Source organism: Commensalibacter oyaizuii (assembly GCF_029953265.1).
GTDB lineage: Bacteria > Pseudomonadota > Alphaproteobacteria > Acetobacterales > Acetobacteraceae > Commensalibacter > Commensalibacter oyaizuii.
Map to the genome: position 1 here is coordinate 595,588 of NZ_JASBAO010000001.1, position 26,130 is coordinate 621,717.

Annotated in this window: 21 protein-coding genes and 1 tRNA gene; 15 read left to right on the forward strand and 7 right to left on the reverse strand. The window is 38.4% G+C overall.

Annotated features, from left to right (window positions below; translation table 11 throughout):
- Window position 1 precedes the first annotated feature (1 nt).
- The 5 genes from QJV27_RS02610 to hflX are packed head-to-tail and all read left to right on the forward strand — an operon-like array spanning window position 2 to window position 6,631.
- On the forward strand, window positions 2–1,399 hold the full coding sequence (locus QJV27_RS02610) for a sigma 54-interacting transcriptional regulator (RefSeq protein WP_281447432.1): 1,398 nt from the start codon (window positions 2–4) through the stop codon (window positions 1,397–1,399).
- A gap of 12 nt (window positions 1,400–1,411) precedes the next feature.
- Entirely contained in the window at window positions 1,412–3,643 is a 2,232-nt protein-coding gene (locus tag QJV27_RS02615; RefSeq protein ID WP_408869611.1) for a sensor histidine kinase NtrY-like, read from the forward strand.
- The gene (gene ntrX / locus QJV27_RS02620) at window positions 3,633–5,045 is read left to right on the forward strand and encodes a nitrogen assimilation response regulator NtrX (protein ID WP_281447433.1); all 1,413 of its coding nucleotides are present in this window, start codon (window positions 3,633–3,635) and stop codon (window positions 5,043–5,045) included. The genes QJV27_RS02615 and ntrX overlap by 11 nt, the downstream gene beginning before the upstream one ends.
- Window positions 5,046–5,075: 30 nt before the next feature.
- The gene (gene hfq, locus QJV27_RS02625; RefSeq protein WP_281447434.1) at window positions 5,076–5,321 is read left to right on the forward strand and encodes an RNA chaperone Hfq; all 246 of its coding nucleotides are present in this window, start codon (window positions 5,076–5,078) and stop codon (window positions 5,319–5,321) included.
- Between the two features lie 17 nt (window positions 5,322–5,338).
- Window positions 5,339–6,631 carry a GTPase HflX gene (gene hflX / locus QJV27_RS02630; protein WP_281447435.1) on the forward strand — a complete coding sequence of 431 codons (1,293 nt, stop codon included), beginning with the start codon at window positions 5,339–5,341 and terminating at the stop codon, window positions 6,629–6,631.
- 10 nt (window positions 6,632–6,641) lie between these two features.
- Here hflX and QJV27_RS02635 read toward each other — a convergent pair whose 3' ends face one another.
- Window positions 6,642–7,802: a hypothetical protein gene (locus QJV27_RS02635; RefSeq protein ID WP_408869612.1), complete on the reverse strand. Its 1,161-nt coding sequence runs from the start codon at window positions 7,800–7,802 to the stop codon at window positions 6,642–6,644.
- A gap of 153 nt (window positions 7,803–7,955) precedes the next feature.
- On the opposite strand from QJV27_RS02635, the gene QJV27_RS02640 reads away from it, so the two are divergent.
- Entirely contained in the window at window positions 7,956–8,744 is a 789-nt protein-coding gene (locus QJV27_RS02640) for an SDR family NAD(P)-dependent oxidoreductase (protein ID WP_281447437.1), read from the forward strand.
- A gap of 23 nt (window positions 8,745–8,767) precedes the next feature.
- On the opposite strand, the gene QJV27_RS02645 is transcribed toward QJV27_RS02640, so the two are convergent.
- Window positions 8,768–8,842: transfer RNA gene (locus QJV27_RS02645), tRNA-Cys, on the reverse strand.
- A 139-nt stretch (window positions 8,843–8,981) separates the two neighbouring features.
- Here QJV27_RS02645 and QJV27_RS02650 point away from each other — a divergent pair.
- The 4 genes from QJV27_RS02650 (at window position 8,982) to msrA (ending at window position 14,586) form a co-directional block, all read left to right on the forward strand.
- Window positions 8,982–9,629, forward strand: a complete 648-nt coding sequence (locus tag QJV27_RS02650; protein WP_281447438.1) for a protein-L-isoaspartate O-methyltransferase family protein — start codon at window positions 8,982–8,984, stop codon at window positions 9,627–9,629.
- Between the two features lie 73 nt (window positions 9,630–9,702).
- Window positions 9,703–11,169: a TolC family outer membrane protein gene (locus QJV27_RS02655; protein WP_281447439.1), complete on the forward strand. Its 1,467-nt coding sequence runs from the start codon at window positions 9,703–9,705 to the stop codon at window positions 11,167–11,169.
- Window positions 11,170–11,215: 46 nt separating this feature from the next.
- Complete coding sequence (locus QJV27_RS02660) at window positions 11,216–13,897, forward strand: valine--tRNA ligase (protein ID WP_281447440.1); 2,682 nt, start codon at window positions 11,216–11,218, stop codon at window positions 13,895–13,897.
- A gap of 131 nt (window positions 13,898–14,028) precedes the next feature.
- Entirely contained in the window at window positions 14,029–14,586 is a 558-nt protein-coding gene (gene msrA / locus QJV27_RS02665) for a peptide-methionine (S)-S-oxide reductase MsrA (RefSeq protein WP_281447441.1), read from the forward strand.
- 2 nt (window positions 14,587–14,588) lie between these two features.
- Here the strand turns inward: msrA and QJV27_RS02670 are convergent, their stop codons facing one another.
- The 5 genes from QJV27_RS02670 to QJV27_RS02690 all read right to left on the reverse strand — a co-directional run bounded on the left by QJV27_RS02670 (window position 14,589) and on the right by QJV27_RS02690 (window position 20,687).
- Window positions 14,589–15,911, reverse strand: a complete 1,323-nt coding sequence (locus tag QJV27_RS02670) for an ABC transporter ATP-binding protein (RefSeq protein WP_281447442.1) — start codon at window positions 15,909–15,911, stop codon at window positions 14,589–14,591.
- A 12-nt stretch (window positions 15,912–15,923) separates the two neighbouring features.
- The gene (locus QJV27_RS02675; protein WP_281447443.1) at window positions 15,924–17,654 is read right to left on the reverse strand and encodes an ABC transporter permease; all 1,731 of its coding nucleotides are present in this window, start codon (window positions 17,652–17,654) and stop codon (window positions 15,924–15,926) included.
- 91 nt (window positions 17,655–17,745) lie between these two features.
- Window positions 17,746–18,216 (reverse strand): dUTP diphosphatase, encoded by a 471-nt coding sequence (dut, locus tag QJV27_RS02680; protein ID WP_281447444.1) that lies wholly within the window; start codon window positions 18,214–18,216, stop codon window positions 17,746–17,748.
- 19 nt (window positions 18,217–18,235) lie between these two features.
- On the reverse strand, window positions 18,236–19,438 hold the full coding sequence (gene coaBC, locus QJV27_RS02685) for a bifunctional phosphopantothenoylcysteine decarboxylase/phosphopantothenate--cysteine ligase CoaBC (RefSeq protein ID WP_281447445.1): 1,203 nt from the start codon (window positions 19,436–19,438) through the stop codon (window positions 18,236–18,238).
- A 475-nt stretch (window positions 19,439–19,913) separates the two neighbouring features.
- Window positions 19,914–20,687: a class I SAM-dependent methyltransferase gene (locus QJV27_RS02690; protein ID WP_281447446.1), complete on the reverse strand. Its 774-nt coding sequence runs from the start codon at window positions 20,685–20,687 to the stop codon at window positions 19,914–19,916.
- 23 nt (window positions 20,688–20,710) lie between these two features.
- On the opposite strand from QJV27_RS02690, the gene mutM reads away from it, so the two are divergent.
- From mutM to recF, 5 genes are all read left to right on the forward strand, one after another.
- A complete protein-coding gene (mutM, locus tag QJV27_RS02695; protein ID WP_281447447.1) occupies window positions 20,711–21,559 on the forward strand; it encodes a bifunctional DNA-formamidopyrimidine glycosylase/DNA-(apurinic or apyrimidinic site) lyase in 849 nt (282 codons plus the stop codon).
- Between the two features lie 109 nt (window positions 21,560–21,668).
- Window positions 21,669–21,938 carry a 30S ribosomal protein S20 gene (rpsT, locus tag QJV27_RS02700; protein ID WP_281447448.1) on the forward strand — a complete coding sequence of 90 codons (270 nt, stop codon included), beginning with the start codon at window positions 21,669–21,671 and terminating at the stop codon, window positions 21,936–21,938.
- 234 nt (window positions 21,939–22,172) lie between these two features.
- A complete protein-coding gene (gene dnaA / locus QJV27_RS02705; protein ID WP_281447449.1) occupies window positions 22,173–23,672 on the forward strand; it encodes a chromosomal replication initiator protein DnaA in 1,500 nt (499 codons plus the stop codon).
- A gap of 95 nt (window positions 23,673–23,767) precedes the next feature.
- Entirely contained in the window at window positions 23,768–24,895 is a 1,128-nt protein-coding gene (dnaN, locus tag QJV27_RS02710) for a DNA polymerase III subunit beta (RefSeq protein WP_281447450.1), read from the forward strand.
- Between the two features lie 32 nt (window positions 24,896–24,927).
- Window positions 24,928–26,034: a DNA replication/repair protein RecF gene (recF, locus tag QJV27_RS02715; RefSeq protein ID WP_281447451.1), complete on the forward strand. Its 1,107-nt coding sequence runs from the start codon at window positions 24,928–24,930 to the stop codon at window positions 26,032–26,034.
- Window positions 26,035–26,130 lie beyond the last annotated feature (96 nt).

Genomic DNA, 26,130 nt, shown 5'->3' on the forward strand with positions numbered 1-26,130 from the left:
AATGGTAAATAAAACCCCGACAATTCTTGTCGCTGATGATGATCGTTCTATTCGTACTGTTCTAAAACAAGCATTGATACGTGCAAAATATAACGTTCAACTGACAGATACAGCTACAGAATTATGGGAGTGGGTATGCGCAGGGAAAGGGGATGTTGTTATTACGGATATTTCTATGCCAGATATGAATGGGTTTGAAGTTATTCCTAAAATCAAAAAATTAAATCCTGAATTGCCCATTATCGTCATCAGTGCATTGTCAACTTTATCAACTGCCGTTCAAGCTGAAAAAGAAAACGTTTTCGAATATTTGCCTAAACCTTTTGATCTCGAAAAATTAATCACGACAATTAAGCATGCATTGAATATACCCAAAGATCATCTGGCCCAACATTCGTTGGCAGAAGAAAAATTACCCCTTGTTGGTAAGTCATCTGTAATGCAAAATATTTATCGTATGATAGCAAGATTAAGCAATCTTAACCTTAGTATTATTATTTCAGGTGAAAATGGAACTGGTAAAGACGTTGTCGCTAAGGCATTACACGATTATGGCAACAAAAGAAATGAACCATTTTTAACTGTAAATATTGCTGCTCTTACTTCTGAAGAAATTGAACATCTTCTTTTTGGCACTTCTAGTTTAACGAAAGATAACAATGGATATTTGCATCACACTTCCAATGGAACTTTGTTTTTAAATGAAATTGACGAAATGCCATTGCCCATACAAACACGTTTATTTCACGCACTAGAGCATCAAAATTCTAATAATGATCAGTTTTTAGGACTACGGATTATTTGTGCAACTACTAAAAATTTAATAGAGTTAGTGCAAAATGGAAAATTTAGGGAAGATCTATATTATCGTTTAAATGTTGTTCCTATTCATCTACCTTCACTAAAAGAGAGAATAGAAGATATTCCTTTGTTAGTACAATATTTTCAAAAAGAAAATGCCAGTACGACAGTGTTTTCAGATACAGCTTTTGATCAATTAAAGCAGTATCATTGGCCAGGAAATATTCGAGAGTTACAAAATTTAGTTACGAGGCTATCGGCATTATATCCTAATCAAACAGTACAAGACGATTTAGTTGCCAGAAATATACAAAATTTATCTCATACAAGTAAGAAAAATATAAAATCACAAGAAGACATCCCTTTGTCAGTAGAGATCAAAAGCCATATCCAACGCTATTTTATAGAAAATAGAGGACTGCCTATTAACAAGTTGTATGCTTACATGATTGCTGAAGTTGAAAAACCTCTTATTGAACTTACTCTTGCTGAGACAGAAGGCAATCAAATTAAAGCTGCAACGATCCTTGGAATTAATAGAAATACATTGCGAAAAAAAATAAAAGACCTCAATATTACGTATAAAAAAGATAGTTGAAGGCTTATTGCGTTGAAAAAAACAAATAAACGTAAACTTATAAATTTTATTGAAAAACTCTCTGGTAGAAAAGCAACCTTAACACTAGTAGCTTTGGCGTTACTATTTGGGGTTGCTACCTTTATCATCTTATCAGGTGGTATTGTTACCTCACATAAACATTATATTCAGCTTGTTATTTCACTGTTGAATTTGTTCGTTCTACTTTTATTAGTTGCAACATTGTTTATTCGCATTATGCGTCTGTTTTCAGAACGCAGACGGGGAATGGCAGGGTCAAAACTTCATGTAAAGCTTGTAATGTTATTTGGAATTATTTCAACAATTCCAACAATTTTAGTGGGGATTTTCGCCACCATATTATTTCATTACGGCATACAAATATGGTTCAATAACCGGGTGAGCACTGCGTTAAATGAGGCCTTACAAGCCTCTAGGGGTTACTTACAAGAACATAATGCCAATATACGTACTGAAGCTTTCTCCTTGGCAAATTATATTCAAGGAATGCAAAACAATCTAGCTCAAGCAGGGCAAGATCTTTTCGATGATCCCAATGTATTAGATCAAATTCTCGACTCTCAAGCAACATTACGAGGATTAAACGCAGCAATAATTTATAATACATCTACGCAACAAGTAGTTGCTTCGGGTGGATTATTAAATAGTTTATCTTATATTAAACAACTGCCACATAACATCACAACAACAATGATGACCCATAATGATGTTGCTATTCTTGATTCATCAGATGAACAAACCGTTAGAGCGGCCATTTCATTAAGTGACACGCCGCCATTAATATTATTAATTATCAGACCCGTAGATCCCTCAATTCTAAATCATATGTATAAAACCGAGAAGGTCGTTAACCAATATAATCAACTCAGTAATAATCGATCCAAAATACAAATTATGTTTGTTATTATTTTTGGATTAATTGCATTATTGGTTTTGGCCGCTGCTGTTTTATTAGGATTATATTTAGCTACGCAAATTGCTCGCCCTGTTGGATTGTTAACCCTTGCAGCACGAAAGGTAAGTCAGGGAAATTTAAAGGTCAGTGTTCCAGAATTACGTAAGGACGATGAAATAGCCGATCTATCACGTGCATTTAATCAGATGACCAATCAATTGGCTGCTCAACGTACCGAACTTATCGAGGCTAATCGACAAATCGATGAGAGAAGACGTTTTACCGAAGCTGTTCTTGCAGGGGTCTCCAGTGGTGTTATTGGGCTTGATCGACAGACTGTTATAGAATTACCGAATCGTTCTGCTAGTCAACTTCTAGAAATTGATCTTATTCAATATATTGGACATAAAATTACGGATATTGTTCCTGAATTCACATCTTTATTACAAAAAAATGTGGATATGCCTAAACAAATCCATCAAGAAGAAATTCATATAAAAACCAAAAGCAGTAGCCGAGTATTTTTAGCTCAAATAGGTCCTGAAATAAGAGGTGCTGAAATTGAAGGATTTGTTATTACTTTCGATGATATTACCGAATTACAATCCGCACAAAGAAAAGCTGCATGGGCTGATATCGCCAGAAGAATTGCTCATGAAATTAAAAACCCGTTAACCCCCATTCAATTGGCTGCTGAACGTTTAAAGCGACGTTTTTTAAAAGAAATCCAAACCGATAGCCAAATATTCAGTCAATGTGTCGATACTATTGTCCGTCATGTTGGGGATATTGGCCGAATGGTTGATGAATTTTCATCCTTTGCGCGTATGCCTCAACCCGTCATGAAGTCTAGCGATCTATCAAGAATTATCCGAGAGACACTTATCTTACAACAAAACGCACATCCAGAAATTATGTTCCATGTCAATTTACCCAATCATGGCCCCGAAATTGAATGTGATCAAAGATTAATTAGCCAAGCATTAACAAACTTGTTCCAAAACGCGGCAGATGCTATTGCTATGATTGCCAAAGAAGGTAATAATCAAACAGATATAAAAGGGAATATATGGATAAGTTTGGAACAAATAGAAAATAATATATGCATTTCTGTAACAGATGATGGTATTGGTTTACCAAAAGAGGATAGATTACGTTTAACGGAACCCTATGTCACTCATAAACCAAAAGGCACAGGATTAGGACTTGCGATTGTAAAAAAAATTATGGAAGATCATTCAGGATCGTTACAATTAAAAGACCGTGCCGAGGGAAGAGGTACTACATCGATTTTGACTTTTCAAATACGAGGAAAACATGGCGCATGAAATTCTAATCGTTGATGACGAACCTGATATTAGGCTTCTCATCGAAGGGATTTTACAAGATGAAGGATATTCAACCCGTTTAGCAGGGGATGCTGATTCTGCGATTAACGCGTTTCACGCCAGAAGACCATCTTTAGTTATTTTAGATATCTGGCTACAGGGGTCTAGATTAGATGGTTTAGAAATCTTGAAGTTTATTCAAAGTGAAAAACCAGCTGTGCCAACTATTATGATTTCTGGACATGGAACAATTGAAACTGCTGTTGCAGCATTGCAACATGGGGCATATGATTTTATTGAAAAACCCTTTAAATCTGATCATTTGCTTGTGGTTGTAAAACGTGCTCTAGAAGCTGCCAAACTTACCCAAGAAAATGCTGAATTGCGATTGCGTAGTGGACTAGAGGTTCAACTTGACGGTCAAAGTCCAGCCATTAATACTGTTAAAAGTCAAATAGATCGTGTTGCGCCTACGGGATCTCGTGTGCTTATCTCTGGTCCACCGGGAACTGGTAAAGAAATTGCAGCAAGATCTATTCATAATTTATCAAAGCGAGCTGACGGACCTTTCTTGGTTTTGAATTGCGCAATTCTTTCCCCAAATCGTTTCGAAGAAGAATTATTTGGTATTGAAGGTTCTGCAGATGGCAGTCAAAATCGAAGAACAGGGGTCCTAGAACGTGCTCACGGTGGGACATTGGTCTTAGATGAAGTGGCCGATATGCCTCTTGAAACCCAAGGTAAGATCGTTCGTGCCCTACAAGATCAAACCTTTCAACGTGTTGGTGGTTCAACAAGGGTCAAAGTCGATGTAAGAGTGATTGCAACCACTAATCGTGATTTAAATGCTGAAATTGCCGCTGGTCATTTCAGAGAGGATCTGTATTATCGTTTGGCGGTTGTTCCTCTAAAAATACCCAGCTTAAAAGAGCGTCGTGAAGATATTCCAGAATTAGCTAAATTATTTTTAAAACGCTGTTCTGAGATGACAGGCTTACCATTAATTGATTTATCAGCTGATGCATTAACGACCTTACAAACCTATGATTGGCCAGGCAATGTGCGTGAGTTACGTAATTTAATGGAACGGCTAATGATTATGATGCCGGCAAATGTTAATGATGCTATTCGCACAGATATGTTGCCTAATAATATTGGTCAAAATGCGCCTAGTTTATTGAAAGTTGACAGCCAAACTGATATTATCAGCCTGCCATTAAGAGAGGCCAGGGATCTTTTTGAAACCCAATATTTACAAGCCCAATTAATGCGCTTTGGTGGTAATATCAGTAGAACAGCAGGTTTTGTTGGAATGGAACGCAGTGCATTGCACAGGAAATTAAAACAACTAGGGGTGACATCTTCAGAAGAAAAAAATAATAATAATACAAATTCTCAATAAATTCACATTGATTTCATAAAGGTTCTAATTGTGTCAAAAGATACATATCAAAATATCCAAGATGTCTTCTTAAATCAGCTTAGAAAATCAAAAGCATCGGTTACTGTTTTTTTAGTTAACGGCGTAAAATTACAAGGGATTGTCTCTGGTTTTGACAATTTCTCTATATTACTGAGAAGAGACAATCATTCCCAGCTTGTTTATAAACATGCGGTTAGTACGATCATGCCTTCAACGCCTGTGCAACTGCCTTTTAATACCCCAGAAGATAAATAAAAAGAAAGAGTTTATTGATGATCGATCTTGATTCGGCACAACCAAAAACACGCGCCGCAGTCATTGTCCCATGGGACACTCTTAATCGACAATCCAATAATCGTAATTCTCAATCAAGATTAGAGGAAGCTATTGGTCTTGCTTCCTCTATTCGATTAGAGATTCTACATCAAGAAATCATTAATATACGCTCTTATCGTTCTGCTACATTAATTGGTCAAGGCCACATCGAAACGCTCAAAAATAGCATCCAAGAACTAGAAATTGATATTACTATTTTTGACACACGTCTTAGTCCTATCCAACAGCGTAACCTTGAAAAGGCTTTAGGTTGTAAAGTCATTGATCGGACAGCATTAATCTTAGATATTTTTGGAGAACGAGCACAAACCAGAGAAGGGACGTTGCAGGTTGAATTAGCACATTTGCAATATCAGCGCAGCCGTTTGGTTAGATCTTGGACCCATCTTGAACGTCAAAGGGGCGGATTTGGATTTATGGGCGGACCTGGGGAAACCCAGATCGAGGCAGATCGCCGCTTGATTGATGAACGTATTATTCGATTAAAAAAGGATTTGGAACAAGTACGCAGAACGCGTGGTCTGCATCGCAAAGCAAGACGCAGAGTTCCTTTCCCAATTATCGCACTTATCGGTTATACCAACGCTGGAAAATCGACCCTATTTAATAATCTAACAGGTGCAGACGTGCACGCACAAGATCAACTATTTGCAACACTTGATCCAACCATGCGTAAACTAAAATTACCTTCAGGTAAGACGGTTATCTTATCAGACACTGTTGGATTTATTAGTGATCTACCCACTGAACTTATCGCAGCCTTCAGGGCTACTTTAGAAGAAACCGCAGAAGCAGATATTATTTTACACGTACGAGATATCTCTCACCCAGAAACAACAGAACAGCGCCAAGATGTTTTTTCAGTTTTAGATACGATGGTTAAGGATGGTATTTTAAACATAGACTGGAAAAAGCATACTATCGAAGTATTAAATAAAATTGATTTAGTTGGTAATATTACCTTAACGCATCAAGGCGAAGACTTGGTTGGAGTTTCGGCATTAACAGGAAAGAATCTGCCTGTGCTTGTTCAAATGATTGATGATCGTTTAACAAAAATGATGGAGGAAGTAACCTATACCATACCAGTCAGTGACGGAGCAGCTTTATCATGGTTGTATGATCACGGTGAAATCATTGATCGGCGTGATGACGAAGAAAATTTAAACCTTGTCGTTCGTCTTTCCCCAGAGAATAGGGCCCGTTTTGAACAAGCCCATTCTTATTAAAGAGGTTACATTATAACTTCTTTTCAAATATTCTGTGTATTTTGCAGGGTTCAGGGGTAATGCGTTCAATTAGATTGCGCATTGCTGTATTTGTTTCTAAAATCCAGCCCAATTCAATCATTTTATAAGGCAAAACTTCACCTCGTTTAAATAATTCAGCAATGACCAAAGAAGGCATCAAAGCGCCCAATGCTGTATCGCGAATTGCGTGGCTTATCCCCAATAAAATAACTCTGGCAGAATTAAATTTGTGAAAAACACTACGATATCCCAATTTTGCCCAACCCAATGGTGAGGGGGTCGGTCCAATATCACCAATTAAATCGTAAACATTGGGAATAACCAATGCGACCGCAACAGGCATTTTGTTTTGTTCAACTAAAACATAGTCTTCTGGTCGTAGCATTTGTTTCAAATCACGAATTAAAAACGACATCTCTGTAGGCGTTAAGGGAACGAAACCCCATGACCCTTGCCATGCATCATTATAAAGCTGACGCAAAATCTCACCATCTCTGGTAATCTCTTTCATATTTAATTGTCGTGTGGTGATATTTCCCAAACGGCCCGTTCCCATTTGCATTCCTGATGGAATTTTGTGAGCATCACGCGCTTCTTGCCCCATTTGCATTTGATAAGACACAACATCCATTGCTTTGCTTAACCCTGCAGTCTCAATATGACCAGCTAAATATTCAGGATGCCAAGGAATAGCAATCATAGCAGGGGCGTCAAATCCCCTAACCATTGTACCGATCTCAGAATTTGCATTTAAAGTGTACGGCCCACGTATTTTTTCCATCCCTTGCTTTTGAACCCAATAACTTGCTGCTTTAATTAATTCTGCAACGACAATCGGATCGTCAATAGCATCCAATGCCCCAAACAATCCAATTGGTTCTTTCCAAACACGCAAGGCATTCGGGTCAACTTGGGCTGAAATACGTCCCACAGGCTGATTATTCTTATAGGCAATAAAATATTGTGCTATCCCATATCTAAAAAATGCAGATTTTCTAGGGTGTAGCATGCTACTTTCCTGAAAGTCTAAAGGGGGAGTATAATTAGCATAATGACTATAAAGCAATCTTGGCAACCGAATAAATAGTGATAATTGTTTAGCGTTACGAACAGGAAGGACTTTTAAATCATTCGGCGAAGAAGTATTCATAATCATAGGAGAACCATTTAAGATCAATTAAAATTAATATTTTAATTTTTTTGAGATTTAATATAGAAACAGTATAAAATTGAGCATTGCAATATTATATAGAGGGTTTTTATCTTGATAGATATAACTTTATCAAAAAAAAAAATAAAAAAATTGAATAAAAAAGAATCTTTTTCAGCACATTCAATTCTAATTACAGGTGCGTCCAGTGGTATAGGTCAATCCTTGGCTCGGTTTTATGCGCAACCAGGAAGAACACTTTTTTTATGGGGCCGGTCAACTGACAAACTGGAAAAAACAGCCCAATTATGTCGGGACAAAGGCGCAGACGTTCATATCTATGTTATAAATCTATCAATTCCTTCTGATGCAATAAAATTACTCAATAAAATACTGACTGAACACACAATTGACATGGCAATACTAGCCGCAGGATCAGGCGACATCAAACGCGAAGCCGAATTGTTAGAAGACCCTGAAAATTTACTACAACTGACCCAGTTAAATTATACGACCCCAAGCTTAATGGCCAATATTATTGCCCATCAAATGATTACGAGGCACATTCAAGGTAAGATCGTCTTAATAGGCTCTGTTGCTGGATTTCACTCGTTACCATTTGCAACGGGATACAGCAGTTCAAAAGCAGGAATCGCCCGTTTTGCCGATTCCTTAAGACTAGCTGTCAAAAAATGCGGAGTTAGTGTTACATTGATCTCTCCTGGCTTTATCGATACCCCGATGAGTCAACGCTTGGATTGCGATAAACCATTTTTGATGGGCTTAAACGAAGCCACTTTAAAAATCACAGACGCAATTGATAATAATAAAAGAGAGCTTATTTTACCAAGCATATTTAACATATTAAAATGGATAGATCGCTTGGCACCTGCAAGTATCAAGGACTTTATCTTATCAAATATTAAAGTGAAACAGGATTAAAACAGTAAAGTAACGATGACTTGTGGAGGTCCGGGAGGGAATTGAACCCCCGTAAACGGATTTGCAATCCGCTGCATGAGCCACTCTGCCACCGGACCAAGTTTATACGCTTGATATCTGCTTATATCTTCTACTATTGAAAAAAGGTCAAGAAAAAAATGTATTAAAACTTTACTTTTCATCTTTGGCGATTTCATGCTATTTAAACACAAACTATGTTAAAGATCTTAGGGAACAATGAATCACTCTCACTTTGATTTTGCTCAGGCACGACAGAATATGGTTGAAAATCAACTTCGTCCTGCTGATGTAAATAATACCCAACTCATTGAAATCATGCGTGCGTTACCTCGTGAGGAATGCGTTGATGACTCTCAACGCGAAATTGCATATGCTGATATTAATATTCCTCTGACCCAAGAACGTTTTCTAAGTGAGCCTCGAGTAGTTGCCCGATTGGTTCAGCTTGCAGAAATCATTCCTGATCAAAAAATATTAATTATAGGGGCTAGTACTGGGTATTTGGCTGCAATTGCTTTCTTGTTGAAAGCAAAAACATTCGCAGTTGAGCAAAACGAGCAACTTTCAACAAAAGGGAAAGCTTTTTGCCAGAAATATGCATGTAATGTTCACTGGCATATGGGCAAGCTGTCTGATGGTTTTCCGGAACAAGATTCTTTTAATACAATAATTATCGATGGTGCTATAACCGATATTCCTCGATCATTAATTGATCAATTGGCTATGAATGGACAGATAGTGACTGTCTTAAAACAAGAGGGACAAGCCAGTTATGCCACCATTATCAAAAAAACAACCAATGGATTGACAACGCGCCGATGCTTTTACGCAAGTTTACCCCTTTTACCCGAGTTAAAAAATTAATAAAACCATTTTCTTTTGTTTATTACTTTGATAGTAGATATCGCATTAGAGATTTTGATAGAAGGTCGTTGTCATGTTAAATTGTCGGTACTTAGGGATTAGTTTGCTTACTTTTTTAGTAAGTTCAACAGCTTGGGCACAAAATTATGATGGCTCAGGATCACCAAATTTTGTACCACATACCTTAGAAGAAGCACTGGCTACAGCCTATCTTACGAACCCTGAGCTTCAACAAGAACGGGCAACGTTAAGAGCAACTGACGAAAACGTTTCAACAGCCCATGCTGGTTGGCGACCAACTATCCAAACCAACCTTGCTGGTTCCATCGGTAATATGACCAATACATCTGTTGGACAAGCACAGACTATAGATCCAAATACAGGACGCGTTGTTAGAGGTGACTATGTTCAAAAAGCAAGAGGTCAATTGGGATATAATGCTGGGGTAACTTTATCGCAGCCAATTTATCAAGGCGGAAAAACAACAGCACAAACGCACCAAGCTATAAACCAAGTAATGGCCGAACGGGCAAAATTACTATCAACAGAACAACAAATTTTCCAAAAAGTTGTGCAGGCGTATGTTGGTGTTATCCAAGGACAACAACTATTACAAATTAATATTAATAACGAAAAAGTTCTAAGCGAGCAGGTTAAAGCAACACATCAACGCTTTAAACTGGGCGAAATCACTCGTACTGACACAGCCCAAGCAGAAGGTGCTCTGGCTTCTGCAAGAGCACAACGTCAAACTGCTGAAGGTGCATTAAGAGAAGCACAAGCAAACTATGCCCAAGTTGTTGGCATTGCACCTCCACCCAATTTAACCCCACCCCAACCTTTAGTTTTACCTGTAAAAACAGAACAAGAAGCCATAGCAATTGCGACATCAAATAATCCAGATGTTATTACTGCACTCTTTACAGAAGCAGCTCAAAAAGCAGCTGTCAATGTTGCGATCTCTGCCCTTATGCCCAAAGTAAATGCACAACTCACTTATCAAAGAACAGCCAATCAAGGGACAGGAAATTACGAAACCGATAATAAAATGGGTACGTTACAAATGACTCTTCCTATTTATCAAAGTGGTTCTGAATACTCTGCTGTACGACAAGCCCGCCAACAAGCACAAGCAGCGCATAAACAAGTGGATGCACAACGTCGTGCTGCAATGCAACTGGCATCCAGTAACTGGCAAAAATTACAGGCTGCAAAAGCTTCTATCGCAAGTAATCGATCTTCTATCGCTGCGAATATTGTTGCTTTGGCTGGCGTGGAAAAACAAGTGGTGGTTGGAACCAGTACAACATTGGAAATGTTGCAACAACAACAAAGTTTACTTAACTCTCAAACTGCTTTAATCCAAAATCTGAGTACGATGGTTACTGCATCTTATGATGTAGCGGCCGCTATGGGGCGTCTTACGGCACAAGACTTGAAATTAAACGTACCACATTATGATTATACCGCCTATTATAACGCCGTTAAAAACAGATGGTGGGGCATTAACGACTATGCACAAGACCAACCTGGACGTTAGTATTCTTTTCATTACATATCCTTTTAATATTTAAAATATTGTACCTATGTCAGACAAAAAATTTACGCCTTCTGCTGTTGAAAATGATCTATATCAGATTTGGGAGGAGGCAGGTTTTTTCTCTGCACATCCTGAAGATAACAACAAAAAACCATTTGCTATTATGATCCCCCCACCAAATGTAACAGGTACATTACATATTGGGCATGCCTTAACCATGACATTGCAAGACACCTTAATTCGTTGGCGTCGAATGCAAGGATATGACACCTTATGGCAGCCAGGAACAGATCATGCTGGGATTTCAGCCCAATTAGTTGTTGATCGTAAATTAAATGAACAAGGAATTGATCGTAAAACAATTGGACGCAAAAAATTTATAGACCATGTTTGGCAATGGAAAGCCGAATCAGGTGGAGAAATTACAAAGCAACTCCGACGTCTGGGGGCTTCACTAGATTGGCAGCGTGAACGCTTTACAATGGATGAAGGATTATCAGAAGCTGTCAAAAAAGTTTTCGTTACCCTTTATCGAGAAGGGTTGATTTATCAAGATAAGCGATTAGTAAATTGGGATCCCAATTTCCGTTCAGCAGTTTCTGATTTAGAAGTTGAAAACAAGGAAGTTAATGGAAGCCTTTGGTATATACGATATCCCATTGAAAACAGCACTGATGAATTTATTACCATTGCCACCACCCGCCCTGAAACAATGTTGGGTGATGTCGCTGTTGCCGTCCATCCAGAGAATGAACGATATAAAAACCTTATTGGTAAAATGATCGTTTTGCCCCTAACTGGTCGCATAATCCCCATCATTGCAGATGAGTATTCTGACCCTGAAAAAGGAACAGGTGCAGTAAAAATTACACCGGCTCATGACTTTAATGACTTTGAAGTTGGTAAAAGACACAATTTAAAACTAATTACGATCTTAGATGAAAGTGCTGCTATTGATCTAAGCGAGCTTGAGGTTGGTGAGCAATCTGAGTTTGTTAAATCTTTAGCAGGGCTTCCTCGTGATAAAGCAAGGAAAAAAATTCTTGCTGAACTCGAAAAACTTGGCCTATTAGAGAAAATTGAACCGCACAAAAATCAAGTTCCCCATGCCGAACGAGGCGGGGCGATTATTGAGCCAAGGCTGACCACCCAATGGTACTGCGATGCAAAGACACTTGCAAAACCAGCAATTGAAGCCGTGCAAACAGGGAAGATTAAATTTGTTCCTAAACAATGGGAAAATACATTTTTCTCATGGATGAGGGATCTGCAACCTTGGTGTATCAGCCGACAATTATGGTGGGGGCATCAAATACCTGCATGGTATGGACCAGATAATACTGTATTTGTTGCCTACGATGAAAAGGAAGCAAAAGAACAAGCTTTTAACCATTACGGTAAAGAAGAAATATTACGTCGCGATGAAGATGTTTTAGATACTTGGTTTTCTTCTGCTTTATGGCCATTTTCAACTCAAGGTTGGCCAAATCAAACCGCAGAGTTGAACCGTTATTATCCAGGAAACGTTTTAATTACTGGATTTGATATCATTTTCTTCTGGGTGGCCAGAATGATGATGATGGGAATGCACTTTATGAAAGACGTTCCTTTTGAGACAGTTTATTTGCATGGATTGGTTCGTGACGAAAAAGGGCAGAAAATGTCCAAAACTAAGGGAAATGGAATTGATCCCTTAGAAGTCATTGAAGAATTCGGCGCAGATGCAATGCGCTTTACAGTATGCGCTTTGACCGGACCAGGTCGGGATATCAAGCTTGGCAAAAGACGTATTGAGGAATACCGTTCTTTTATAACCAAATTATGGAATGCGGCACGTTTTTGCGAGATGAATGAAGTCCATTACGATGCTAAATTCTCTATTAACGATGTTAAACTTGCTTTAAATCGATGGATTCTGGGCGAGTTATCAAAAGCAATCGAAAATGCTACTGCTGCTTTAGAATCTTTTCGTTATGATGAGTATGCATCTGTTTGCTATCACTTCACTTGGGACAAATTTTGTGATTGGTTCCTTGAATTTGCAAAATCAGCTTTTCAAAATGCTGATCGCACAGTTGTTCACGAAACCCGTGCTGTGGCGGGAATTGTATTAAAAACCTTATTACAAATTCTTCACCCAGTTATTCCCTTTGTTACAGAAACCCTATGGGCAGAATTTAAATTTGGACGTAAGGGGTCATTAATGGTTTCTGAATGGCCAAAGGCTGCATCTTTTACGTCCGTAATTACAGATGATTCGACTGCTGAAATAAATTGGGCAATTAAATTTATTTCAGAAATAAGAACACTGCGCGCAGAAATGAATGTACCACCAGCTAAGTTCATTCCAGCGCTTTTAAAAGATGCAAATCAACAGACCGTTCATTATGCAACCGTATGGGCTGATGCCATCAGACGTATGGCAAGAATCGATACTATTAAACCTCTTATTGATTCTATTCCACAAGGATCTGCCCAAGCTATTATTAATGAGGCGACCGTTATCTTACCTTTGGGCGACATCATTGATATAGAAGAAGAGAAAAAACGATTAACTAAGGAATTAGCAAAAACTTCTGATGAGATTGAGAAATTAAATACCAAATTATCAAATGAAAACTTCTTGGCAAAAGCACGCCCTGACGTTATTCAAGAAAGTCGTGGTCGGTTGGCTGAATTAACCAACGACCAACATCGCATTCAAAACGCCTTAAAACATTTTGAATAATAATTCAAAAAATGCTGTAGAGTAATTCTACAGCATTTAACGATTTCTCTCTTATATTTTCCTGAAAACTTTAGTATTTTAACTGATATGCAGACGGTATCTTATCACTTTAACCGTTTTTAGGAAAAAAAATGAAACAACAAACAAATTCAACCTCTATAGAGACCATCGTTTTTGGTGGTGGGTGTTTCTGGTGCGTTGAGGCAATGTTAAAGAATTTTCAACACATTCACGCAATTCAACCAGGTTACGCAGGCGGTCATACGTTAAATCCGACTTATAAGGAAGTATATACCGATACAACAGGGCATGCAGAAGTTGTTAAGGTAACATTCGATAACTCTGGAATTTCACTGGAGGATCTGCTGCGTTTATTTTTTCTGATCCACGACCCAACCACTTTAAATGCTCAAGGTCATGATAAGGGAACGCGCTATCGTTCAATTATTTTACCAGCAACAAAACAACAAGAAGAGTCGGCAGTTTTTATTAAAAATGAAATAACCAAATCCAAAATTTGGGAGAACCCCATCGTAACAGAGATAAAATTGCTGGATCATTTTTACCCTGCTGAAAAGGAACATGAAAACTATTTTGAATTGCACCCCGAAGTTGCTTATTGCCAAGCAGTTATTGCCCCCAAGGTGCTAAAAGTTAGAAAAGAATTCTCTGATTATTTAAAAAAATAATTTTATTCCCGAACCGTTTTGTCATCTTCGTCCAAGAAGAATTGATCGGACTCTTCATCAAAGTCGAATATCTCGGCATAACGTGCCCAACCAATGATGGTTGACAACGTGTGTCGAGCATATTCAGGAGACATTGTATCTTTCAACTCGTCTCTGAATCGCTCGGCACTGGCCTTATGATTTCCCCGTTCATCTAATACATTACGAATGGAACGAATAAGAGCTATGTTCTTTACAATTGTTTTTCTAAATATGTCTTTACGGTCATCAATTTCAGAATTTACCAGCTGTTTTCCTAGTTCAGTCAGGGTGATATCCCCTTCAGCAACATCAGCAAATTCCAAAATTTGCAGTGTTTCCCCAATAGGCAGCAAATCATCCAGTTCCATCTGTAAGCTTTGCGCTAGTTTGGGCAAATCTGCACGACCCAAATAAGGTTCAGCTTGCAAAGCCTCAAGCATCCCAATCATTAAGTTCATTGACATACGGGGCAGGGCTTGAAAGCCTTTTTGATCGTTTGCTTGGGCATTCAACGTGTTTAAATTTGTAGTCGGATCACGATGTGTCATCAATGTATAAACATGGTCAACGAATTGACGAAACGCTGCATTTTCCCTGTTACGAGGGTGGGGGAATTTAACTTCCAATTCATGAACAACCCGACCTGGATTTGAAGAGAAGATTAATATGCGATCACACATTAAAACAGCTTCTTCAATATTATGGGTAACCATTAACATTGATTTAACAGGAAGTTTTTGTTCCATCCATAAGTCAATCAAATCCGTTCTAAGATTTTCGGCAGTCAATACATCCAACGCCGAGAAGGCTTCATCCATTAACAATAAATCAGGATGCACCACTAGGGCTCGGGCCAGACCAACCCGTTGACGCATACCTCCAGATAATTCCTTTGGGTATGCTTTTTCATATCCCCCAAGACCGATCAAATCAATTGCATCCTCGGCCAATTGTTCACGTTCTTTACGGGCAACACCTTTGGCCTCTAATCCTAACTGCACATTGTCTTGCACGGTCAACCAAGGAAATAAAGCAAAAGATTGAAAAACCATCGCAATCCCCTCAGCAGGGCCTGACAATAATTTATCCTTCCATTTCACCTCTCCTTGGGTGGGGGTAAGTAATCCTGCCATAATACGCAATAATGTTGACTTACCAGAACCAGAACGTCCCAACAATCCAACAATCTCGCCTGTTTTAATGGTGATATTGACATCATCCAAAACAACCAATTGGGAATTATTGTCTTTTGGATAGGCCTGTTGACAATTTTTAATTTGAACTAGAATTTCTTGATTATTCATAAAAACATTCCCTTACGACAAGGACAAACGGCGTTGAGCATAGTCATACAAAGGATGCCAAACAACACGATTAAACAAAATAACAAATGTCGACATGACAATCATTCCCAAACCAACTTTAAAGCCATTGCCATCATTAGTTGCCTGAGCAATATACGCCCCTAAACCTTCGGCCTCTAGCGTTGTTGATCCCCAACTGACCAATTCAGCAGCAATAGAAGCATTCCAAGCTCCACCAAAAGCAGTTAAAGCCCCCGTAACGTAATAAGGGAAAACTGCAGGGATCATGACTTTAAACCACCACAACCAACCTTTAACTTTAAAATTAATGGCGACTTCTCTTAAATCACCAGGAAAAGTAGAGGCTCCCCCCACAACGTTAAAGAGAATATACCATTGAGTTCCCAAAATAATTAGTGGTGTCAACCAGATATTCGTACTTAGATGGAAATGAACAATACCCATTACGACGAAGGGGAATAACAGATTGGCCGGGAAGCTAGCCATGAATTGTGCAACAATTTGAGTAATTTTCGCATATTTCGGACGAAGTCCTAACCAAATCCCCACAGGCAACCAGATAACCGTTGCAACCCCAACCATTACAACAACCCGTAATAATGTGATTAATCCCAATTTAAAGGCATAAATCACTTCTGATATCGAAAGCTCTGTATATACCGTAATATATATGTAATAGGCTGCACCAGCACCAATAGCGATGCACAACAACGCGTATAGTATGGTGGTTAATTGTGATCCACCACTACGGCTGAACAATGACTTACTTGATGGTTTTTTACCTATGGGTAGTATTGCGATTTGATGACATATATCCGCAATACGATCTGTCCCCCAACGAATAAAACTGGTATTATACATCAGTCTTAATAACCAAGGGGTGGTGTCTTTTTCGGCAGCAACATTTTCAAAACGAAATTTCTCTGACCATGCAACCAAAGGCCTAAAAAGCAATTGATCATAGGCCAGAATTACCAAAAACATCGCTGCTACTGCATAAAATATTGCATGAATATCTTTGTGATCAATCGCCGCACCAACATACGATCCAATACCTGGCAATATAATATTCGTATCCCCAATAGTAATGGTTTCGGAATATACAATCATAAACCATCCACCAGACATGGACATCATTGTATTCCAAATTAACCCTGGTATTGCAATGGGAACCTCAACTTTCCAAAAACGTTGCCAACTGGTTAGCCCGAAACATTTTGCAGCCTCATCCAAATCACTTGGCAGCGTTTTTAGTGCCTGATACATACTGAATGTCATATTCCAGACTTGGCTAGTAAAAATAGCAAAAACTGCCGCTAATTCAGGTCCCAAGACACGACCAGGAAATAATGCCAAGAAAAAAGTAACGGTAAAAGTTAAAAACCCTAATACAGGAACGGATTGTAAAACATCCAAAATCGGAATAATGATTCTTGCTGCTCTTTTGCTTTTCGCTGCCATTGTCGCAAAAATAAACGTAAAAACAACAGAAGCAATCAATGCCAAGAACATACGCAACATTGTGCGCAATGAATATTCTGGTAAATAGGATAAATCAAGATGAATTGCCTGAGCTTGAGGCATATTCATGGGTTGTAAGATTTGCCGCGTTACAGATGCCACATAAACGCCTAATGCCATTACACAAAGAATTGTGATCACATCAAAAACGTTTGGTTTTCCACGCGCTGTAACGCTGGCGGGGATATTATCTCTTGCCATTGAACCCGCCTATGTCCTTATAGTTGAAATTTAAAGAAACGAAAAATGTATCTAAAACAAAAAGATTGGTAAGGTCTTTTATTTAGAACGATTACCTTAGGATACTAGTCCCAGTACTACCAAATCCGCCAGACGATCGTTCTGTATCTTCTAAAATATCGCTTTCCTGCCACACACCTCGAACCACAGGGGCAAGCACAGCTTGCGCAATGCGCATGCCGCGTTCAATAACAAAAGCTTCTTTGTCTGTATTTAAAATAATAACTTTAATTTCCCCGCGGTAATCCTCATCAATCGTCCCTGGGGAGTTGGGAAGGATTATTCCGTGCTTTAATGCCAATCCAGAGCGAGGGCGAATTTGTAATTCATAGCCTGCTGGCAAAGCAATTTGTAAACCTGTTGGAATCAAAATTCTTTGTTGAGGTAACAAAGTAAGCGATTCGGTTACAGCGGCTAATAAATCCATACCTGCCGCACCAGCAGTCGCATAAGCGGGCAGAGGCAAATCTTTGGCATGTGCCAAACGTTTCACCAAAATAGTCGGGAAGGGTGTTAATGTCATAACATTACCCTTTCATGGTTTAGACGTTGAAAAACTGGATGATTTTTTGGGTTAACAAACGACCAATATCCTTTTTACTGGCCCTTTTCAAGTGTTGCTTACCAGAGGATGATAAAATTGTCACCTCATTTTCGACTCCTCCCATAATTTTTGTATTGGGATTAACATCATTGACAACAATCCAGTCGCAATTTTTACGTTTTCTTTTGACTTGTGCATTGTCCAGTAAATCATTTGTTTCAGCAGCAAATCCGACAACCAGTTGGGGGCGGATAGGGGCATCTTGAGAGATCCAAGCCAAAATATCTGGATTTGTCACCATTTCAAAAGTGGGAGGAGGGGCATTTTCGCCCTTTTTTATTTTCACATTTGAAAAATCTTTGACCCGCCAATCTGATACTGCAGCCGTCATAACAGCAATATCAACTGGCAAATGTGCAGCACAAGCATCCAACATTTCCTGTGCAGTTGTAACAGATACCACTTTTATATTCGTGGGCGCATCTAATGCAACGGGACCTGAAATCAATGTTACCTCTGCACCTGCATCGCGCAAACACTCAGCGATTGCATATCCCTGACGGCCAGAAGAATAATTTCCTATAAACCTAACAGGATCAATAGGTTCATAAGTTGGCCCCGCAGTTACTAGTGCTTTTTTGCCTATCAGTGCCTGAGAAGATAGAAAATAATCTTGAATAGCCTGTATCATCACGTCTGGGGCAACCAAGCGACCATAACCAAATTCGCCACATGCCATATCACCACAATCAGGACCAATAAAATGATAACCACGATTACAAAGACGCTGATAATTTTCCTGAGTAGCAACGTTTTCCCACATGGCAACATTCATTGCTGGGGCGATAAATACAGGACATGTTGACGGTGTTGCCAGCAACAAGGCAGAGGCTAGGTCATCAGCACAACCCGTCGACATTTTTGCCATTAAATCAGCACTGGCAGGATAAATAACCACCATATCGGCCTGACGGGACAGCCATATATGTTCAATTTCATTTGTTTGGGTTAAGGAAAATAGATCTTGATAGACTTCTTGTCCGCTTAAAGTTTGTACAGAAAGAGGTGTTATAAATTCCGCACCACCTTGGGTCAAAATGCACTTCACCTCCATTCCCTGGCCACGTAATAATCGAATAAGCTCAAGCGCTTTATAAGCTGCTATACCACCACTAATAATCAATAAAATTCTTTTTTTCATCGTAACCAATCTCTATAAAACTTTATAAAAAGTAAGAAATCTATGCTTTTATCATAGCTGTAAATCGGGGTATTCTTAAGTGACAATAACCATACCTTGCGTAATTACAGTCCAATCAAGAGCAATATCATCTGTAATAGGAACGATAATCAGTGGAATAGTCAGATCGTCCTCTTTAACAAAACAACTAATAAAATCTAGTAGATCATTTTTATAAGATTAAACAACACTCCCAGTATAAAATAATCTTTTCCTTTATATCTGGGATAATGATTCACGACGTAATAGCGATGATATATTAATATCTCAGATAAATTATCAACATTAACTGTTTTTAAAGTTTTGTATTTTTTGAAGACTCAAAATAAATCATAAAGATATTTGCGGTTTCACCTTTATCAAATATCTTTATTTTCTTATATGGGCAAGATTATAGTCCACATACCAAACCATGATTCCTTGAAATATAATTTTTTTAAATACGCCACCCAGAATGAATGGCCGCAATACCACCTGAAAGATTTTGATACGTTACCCGTTCCAAACCAGCATTTTCCATCATAGATTTCAAGGTTTCTTGATCTGGAAATGTTCGGATACTCTCAGCTAAATATTGATAGCTTTCGCTGTCCTTTGCAATAATTTGACCTATACGAGGTAACGCTTGAAAGGACCAAGCATCATATAAAGGTCGCAGCATCGGAATAATAAGTTTTGAGAACTCTAGACACAAAAACCGTCCCCCTGGCTTTAAAACGCGCCGCGCCTCAGCCAAAACATTTTCCTTGTGCGTGCAGTTACGCAACCCAAAAGAAATCGTAACCCGATCAACAGAGCGATCAGGCAAACAAATATTTTCTCCATCAACACAAAATAAACGAATATTGTCAACATATCCCCTGTTTAATGCACGACCTTGGCCAACACTTAACATACTGTAATTAATATCTGTTAGGTATGCTGTGCCACCACCACGTTTTAACCAGCCAAAACTAATATCCCCTGTTCCACCAGCCAAATCCAACAAGGTTAAATTAGGACGCGGTGCCAGTTCCTGAATAAAAATCTGTTTCCATACACGATGAATACCCAGCGACATCAAATCGTTCATGATATCATATTTGGGTGCAACACTGTCGAATACAGCCTTGACCATCGAAGGTTTTTCTTTTTGATCAACCTTGCGAAACCCGAAATCTGTGACTTGATCTTCTGCTTCAAAAGAAGAATGATTACTATTATTATTCATAATTAATTAACTTAGAAAACCCTATGCCAGAATTACCAGAAGTTGAAACAATCAAACGTGGATTAGAACAAAGCCTTATCAACCAAACCATTGTTTCTGTGAAATGCCATCGTGATCATTTACGCATCCCCATTCCAAAAAATTTGGATTCTGTTTTGATGAATGCGCAGATAATTAATTTCACCAGACGAGGTAAATATATCTTAATCCACCTAAATAACCAACAGACTATTTTAATTCATTTGGGGATGTCAGGGAAAATGATTGTCCGTCCCCATAATTCATCTTATATCTTACAAAAACATGAACATTTAACTGTTCTTACCAAAGAGGGGCAATGCTTAAGTTATATAGATCCCAGACGTTTTGGTATGATCGATATATTTCCAAGTAATCAGACCCATAGATTATTAGTTCGTATGGGACCAGAACCGATTATACCAAAAACAAAATATTCCCAGTTTTCTTCTTATTTATACAATCAACTGCAAAAGAAAAAGCAATCCATTAAAAGCAGCCTATTAGATCAACATCTTATTGCTGGTTTGGGAAATATATATGTATGTGAGGCATTGTTTTTGGCCGAAATTTCACCCTTGCGCCCCTCAAATTCTATAACCTTGGAAGAAACATTCCATATCGTTAAAGCCATTCAAACGATATTGACCAAAGCCATTAAAGCAGGGGGGTCCAGTATGCGTGATTATGTACATTCCGATGGTAAGCGGGGGTATTTCCAAATGCAATGGAATGTTTATGGAAAAGAAAAGGAAAATTGCTCAAAATGTTTGACAAAAGGAAAAAAAACATTAATAAAACGAACAACACAAGCTGGTCGTTCAAGTTTTTATTGCGATACATGCCAACGATAAAAAGTTTTTTATCTTGACGAAGATCGAATAAAAGGTTAAAAACCAAGCTTTAAATAATATATCATCGTGATATAAGTTTGTTTTTATAAAAGAAGTACACAGGAAATCCATGGCGAATATCGCATCTGCGCGTAAGCGTATACGTCAAACTTTGAAACGCACTGAACGAAACAAAGCTCGTAAGTCAAGGGTGCGTACATTTGTTAAAAAAGTTGAAGAAGCACTTTTAGCTGGCAATAAAGAAGACGCATTAGTTGCGCTTCGCAATGCTCAACCAGAACTACAAAGAGCTTGTGGTAAGGGGATCATGCACAAAAATACAGCTGCACGCAAAATCTCCCGTTTATCCAGCAAAATTAAAAAATTAGCTTCTGCTTAATTTTTTGAACTAACACTTAAATTATCTTAGCAAAAGGTTTATATCTTTTGCTAAACTTGTCTATTTTAAATAGAGAAAAGAAGCCGGCGAATGTTACCATTCATCGGATTTTTTTTGTACAACCCCTTCACAAAACATTAAAGATTTTTTTGGTACTTTATAAAAAGGTTGAAGGGGTGTATTCTATCAAATCCATACTTGTTTCCAACTTTGTAACAAAAGCTCTCTGAACCCATGTCTGAATTTACTGAAGAATCAAAAGAGTTTCATCTATCCCTACAAGATGCAGATTCAACAACATTAAAATCTATTCTAGAAATTCACTGGGACCGCATTTGTAATCGTCTGAAAGCCGAGGTAGGTGAGGTTGAATACCGCACTTGGTTACAACAAATAACCCTTGGTGGAATTGAAGAGGACGAATTAACACTGTATCTGCCAACACGTTTTTTGCGTGACTGGGTGAGGTCGCAATATAACAGCAAATTAAATCAATTATGGAACACCGAGCTGCCTCAAATTCGTCGGGTTGAGCTTGCTTTAACGCCCACTTCTGATACTCCTGCGAACACCTCACCTGTACAAGAGGAAATACCTAGCCAAGCATCAAAAACTAACGATTTCAATCCTATAAAAAAAACACAAAAACAAGCACCCCCAACTGTGATTGAAGAGCCAGAAATAAAAGAAGCAGATGAAGGTAAAATTCCTTTGCAAACCCAACTGGACCCTCGATTTACATTTGACAATTTTATTGTTGGGAAACCCAATGAATTTGCCTATGCCTGTTCCAGGCGGGTGGCCGAACGCCCTTCCAGCCCTGGATTTAATCCGTTGTTTCTTTATGGTGGGGTAGGGCTTGGAAAGACACACTTAATGCACGCCATCGGCTTTGAACTAGCCAAAGCTGGAAATATTTCTGTTTCCTATATGTCTGCAGAAAAATTCATGTATCGTTTTATTGCTTCTATTCGCTCTCAATCTACCATTGAGTTCAAGGAAGAGTTAAGGTCTGTTGATGTATTAATGATTGATGATTTGCAGTTTTTAATTGGCAAAGACAATACACAAGAAGAATTTTTCCACACATTCAATGCTTTGATTGATGCAGGTCGACAGATTATTGTTTCAGCTGATAAATCCCCCTCTGACCTTTCAGGATTGGAAGACCGTCTACGAACTCGTTTGGGATGTGGAATGGTGGCGGATATTCACGCTACCACATATGAATTGCGTATATCAATTTTGGAAGCAAAAGCAGCCTCGGCAAAAGTTGTTATTTCGCCTAAAGTTATGGAATTTTTAGCCCATAAAATCACAACCAACGTTCGAGAATTAGAAGGAGCTTTAAATCGATTGATTGCTCATGCTAATTTATTTGGTCGTCCCATTACCCTAGAGGCAACCCAAGAAGTTTTACATGATATTTTAAAATCCCACGAACGTCGGGTAACGATCGAAGAAATTCAACGAAAAGTATCAGAACATTGCAATATTCGTCAAACGGATATGACCTCTGCACGTCGAGCACGCGCTGTGGCTAGACCTCGTCAAATTGCAATGTATTTAGCAAAACAACTTACTAGCCGTTCCTTACCCGAAATTGGTAGAAAATTCGGAAACAGAGATCATACAACCGTCATGCACGCCATCAGCCGTGTTTCAGAGTTAATGGAAAAAGACAGTTCTTTTGCAGAAGATGTCGAATTATTGCGCAAAATGTTAGAAAATTAGTTAGTTTTTTATAGAAATTAATGACAAATTCTGATATTTAATGAAGATTCATAGCATAATTTTACATGTATATTTTACAGAATAGGTCATAGTTAATGAAGCTGAAGGTTGATCGTACTATTTTACTTAAAGCCCTGGCACATATTCAAAGTGTTGCAGAGAAGCGAAACACTATTCCCATCCTTGCCAATGTTTTAATTGAAGTACAAGATGGTTTGATGACATTGACAGCAACAGATATGGAAATTGCTATCATCGAGACCATACCAGCTGAATCCTTAGAAAACGGCTCTGTAACTGCACCTGCTTCTGTTTTATATGAGATTGTTCGAAAGTTACCTGATACAGCCCTCGTCGAGTTGAGCCATAATAATGATGACATGCCATTATCGTTACGAGCAGGCAAATATGCAACCAGCCTCAATGTTTTAAGTGTAAATGATTTTCCATCTATGACCTCTGGTGATTTTCCTCACCATTTTAATATTCCAACGGAAACCTTAAAAAAGCTGATAGAACAAACACGCTTTGCTATTTCAACAGAGGAAACACGTTATTACCTAAATGGAATTTACCTTCATATTATGGATAATAGCGACGGGGAAAAGAAACTTTGTGCTGTTGCAACAGATGGTCATCGTTTGGCCAGAGTAGAAAGTACAATGCCAGAAGGGGCAGAAAACATTCCAGGGATCATTATTCCCCGCAAAACGGTCTATGAAGTATATAAATTATTAGAAGAGGCCAATGACACTATTCAAATCTTGGTGTCTGATACGCGCATTCAAATTAAGTTTGGTGATATTACGCTTACATCAAAATTAATTGATGGAACTTTCCCAGAATATGAACGGGTTATACCCAAAAACAACACCAAAGTTCTACGTGTTGGCAAACAAGATTTCGCCATGGCCGTGGCTCGTGTCGCTGCAATCAGTATGGAAAGATCTCGTCCTGTAAAATTATCTTTGGACACTAATTCTTTAATCCTTTCTGCCAGCAGCGTTGATCAAGGAAATGCCAAAGAGGAATTAGATGAAACCCAAGTACAGTATGACTCTGATCCCTTGGAAATTGGCTTTCAGGCTCGCTATTTAAATGACATAACGGATCAAATTGATAACCAGGTTGAGTTTGTTTTGTCAGATAACTCAGCCCCAACCATTGTGCGCGATGTCGATGATCCGTCAGCGTTATATGTTCTGATGCCTATGCGCGTGTAGATGCTTAGTTTTAACGTTCGACAATAATAGGGATGACGTCATTACTCCGTCTTACCTTAACCAATTTTCGCAATTACGATCGATTTGTGTGGTCACCAACCGCTCAGAAAGTGGTTATTTGCGGACCAAACGGTAGTGGTAAAACCAATTTACTAGAATCCTTGTCCTTACTTGTACCAGGGCGAGGACTACGTAAAAGCCGTATCGAAGATATTGCTAAAATTGGTCAACAACAAAAAGGATGGGGTATTATCGGGGAATTTGACCATCCTGTTATGGATACTATGGAAATCGCCACGGGCTGCCCCCCATATTCTTTAAAACGCCAATTTCGGTTAAATAATACAATCTTGCGCAGTCAGCAAGAGCTATCACAATATTTGTCTGCCATATGGTTGACCCCACAGATGGATCGATTATTTTTAGAAGGGGCAGCAGGGCGCAGACGCTTTTTAGATCGGTTGATTATTAGTATTGAAACCTACCATACCAAAGAAATATTTGCTTATGAAAAATCTGTAAGTCAACGTAATAAATTACTTAGCAGCGCGACTTTTGATACAAACTGGTTAAATGCTATCGAAGAATCAATGGCACGACATGCCGTGGCTATAACAGCCACACGAATAAATTTCATTCGTCAATTAAATAAACTAACTGTCATTGACGATGCTTTTCCAGAAGCTCATTTAAAATTAGTATGTCCGATTGCTGATAGGTTGCACCATGATCCAGCCATCGTTGTAGAGGATTACCTGCGTCAACAATGGAAAAAGGATCGATTAGTTGACGCTGAAAATCAATCCACACAATTGGGTATTCATCGAACCGACGTGATGTTTATCGAAAGAAAAACCAACATGCCTGCATATTTATCTAGTACAGGTCAACAAAAAGCCTTATTAATTGGGATTATCCTAAAATTAACCGAATTAATAAAAAAACAAAATGTTACCTTACCGCTGTTATTATTAGATGAACCATTGGTTCATTTAGACGAAAATCATCGCCATATATTGCTTTCCACTTTATTAAATTTAGATGGTTTTATTGTTTTGACTGGCACAGACAAAACTATTTTTAGCCCATGTTTAGGAAAAGCAGAATTTTTACAAATAAATCAAGGAAAAATCATGTGAATATTTCCTTTTTCATCGAAAATCTGCTATGATTTTCTCCAGTTTTTCTTAATTTATCTATAAATTTTACAGATACCTAACTACTCATTTTCGGAG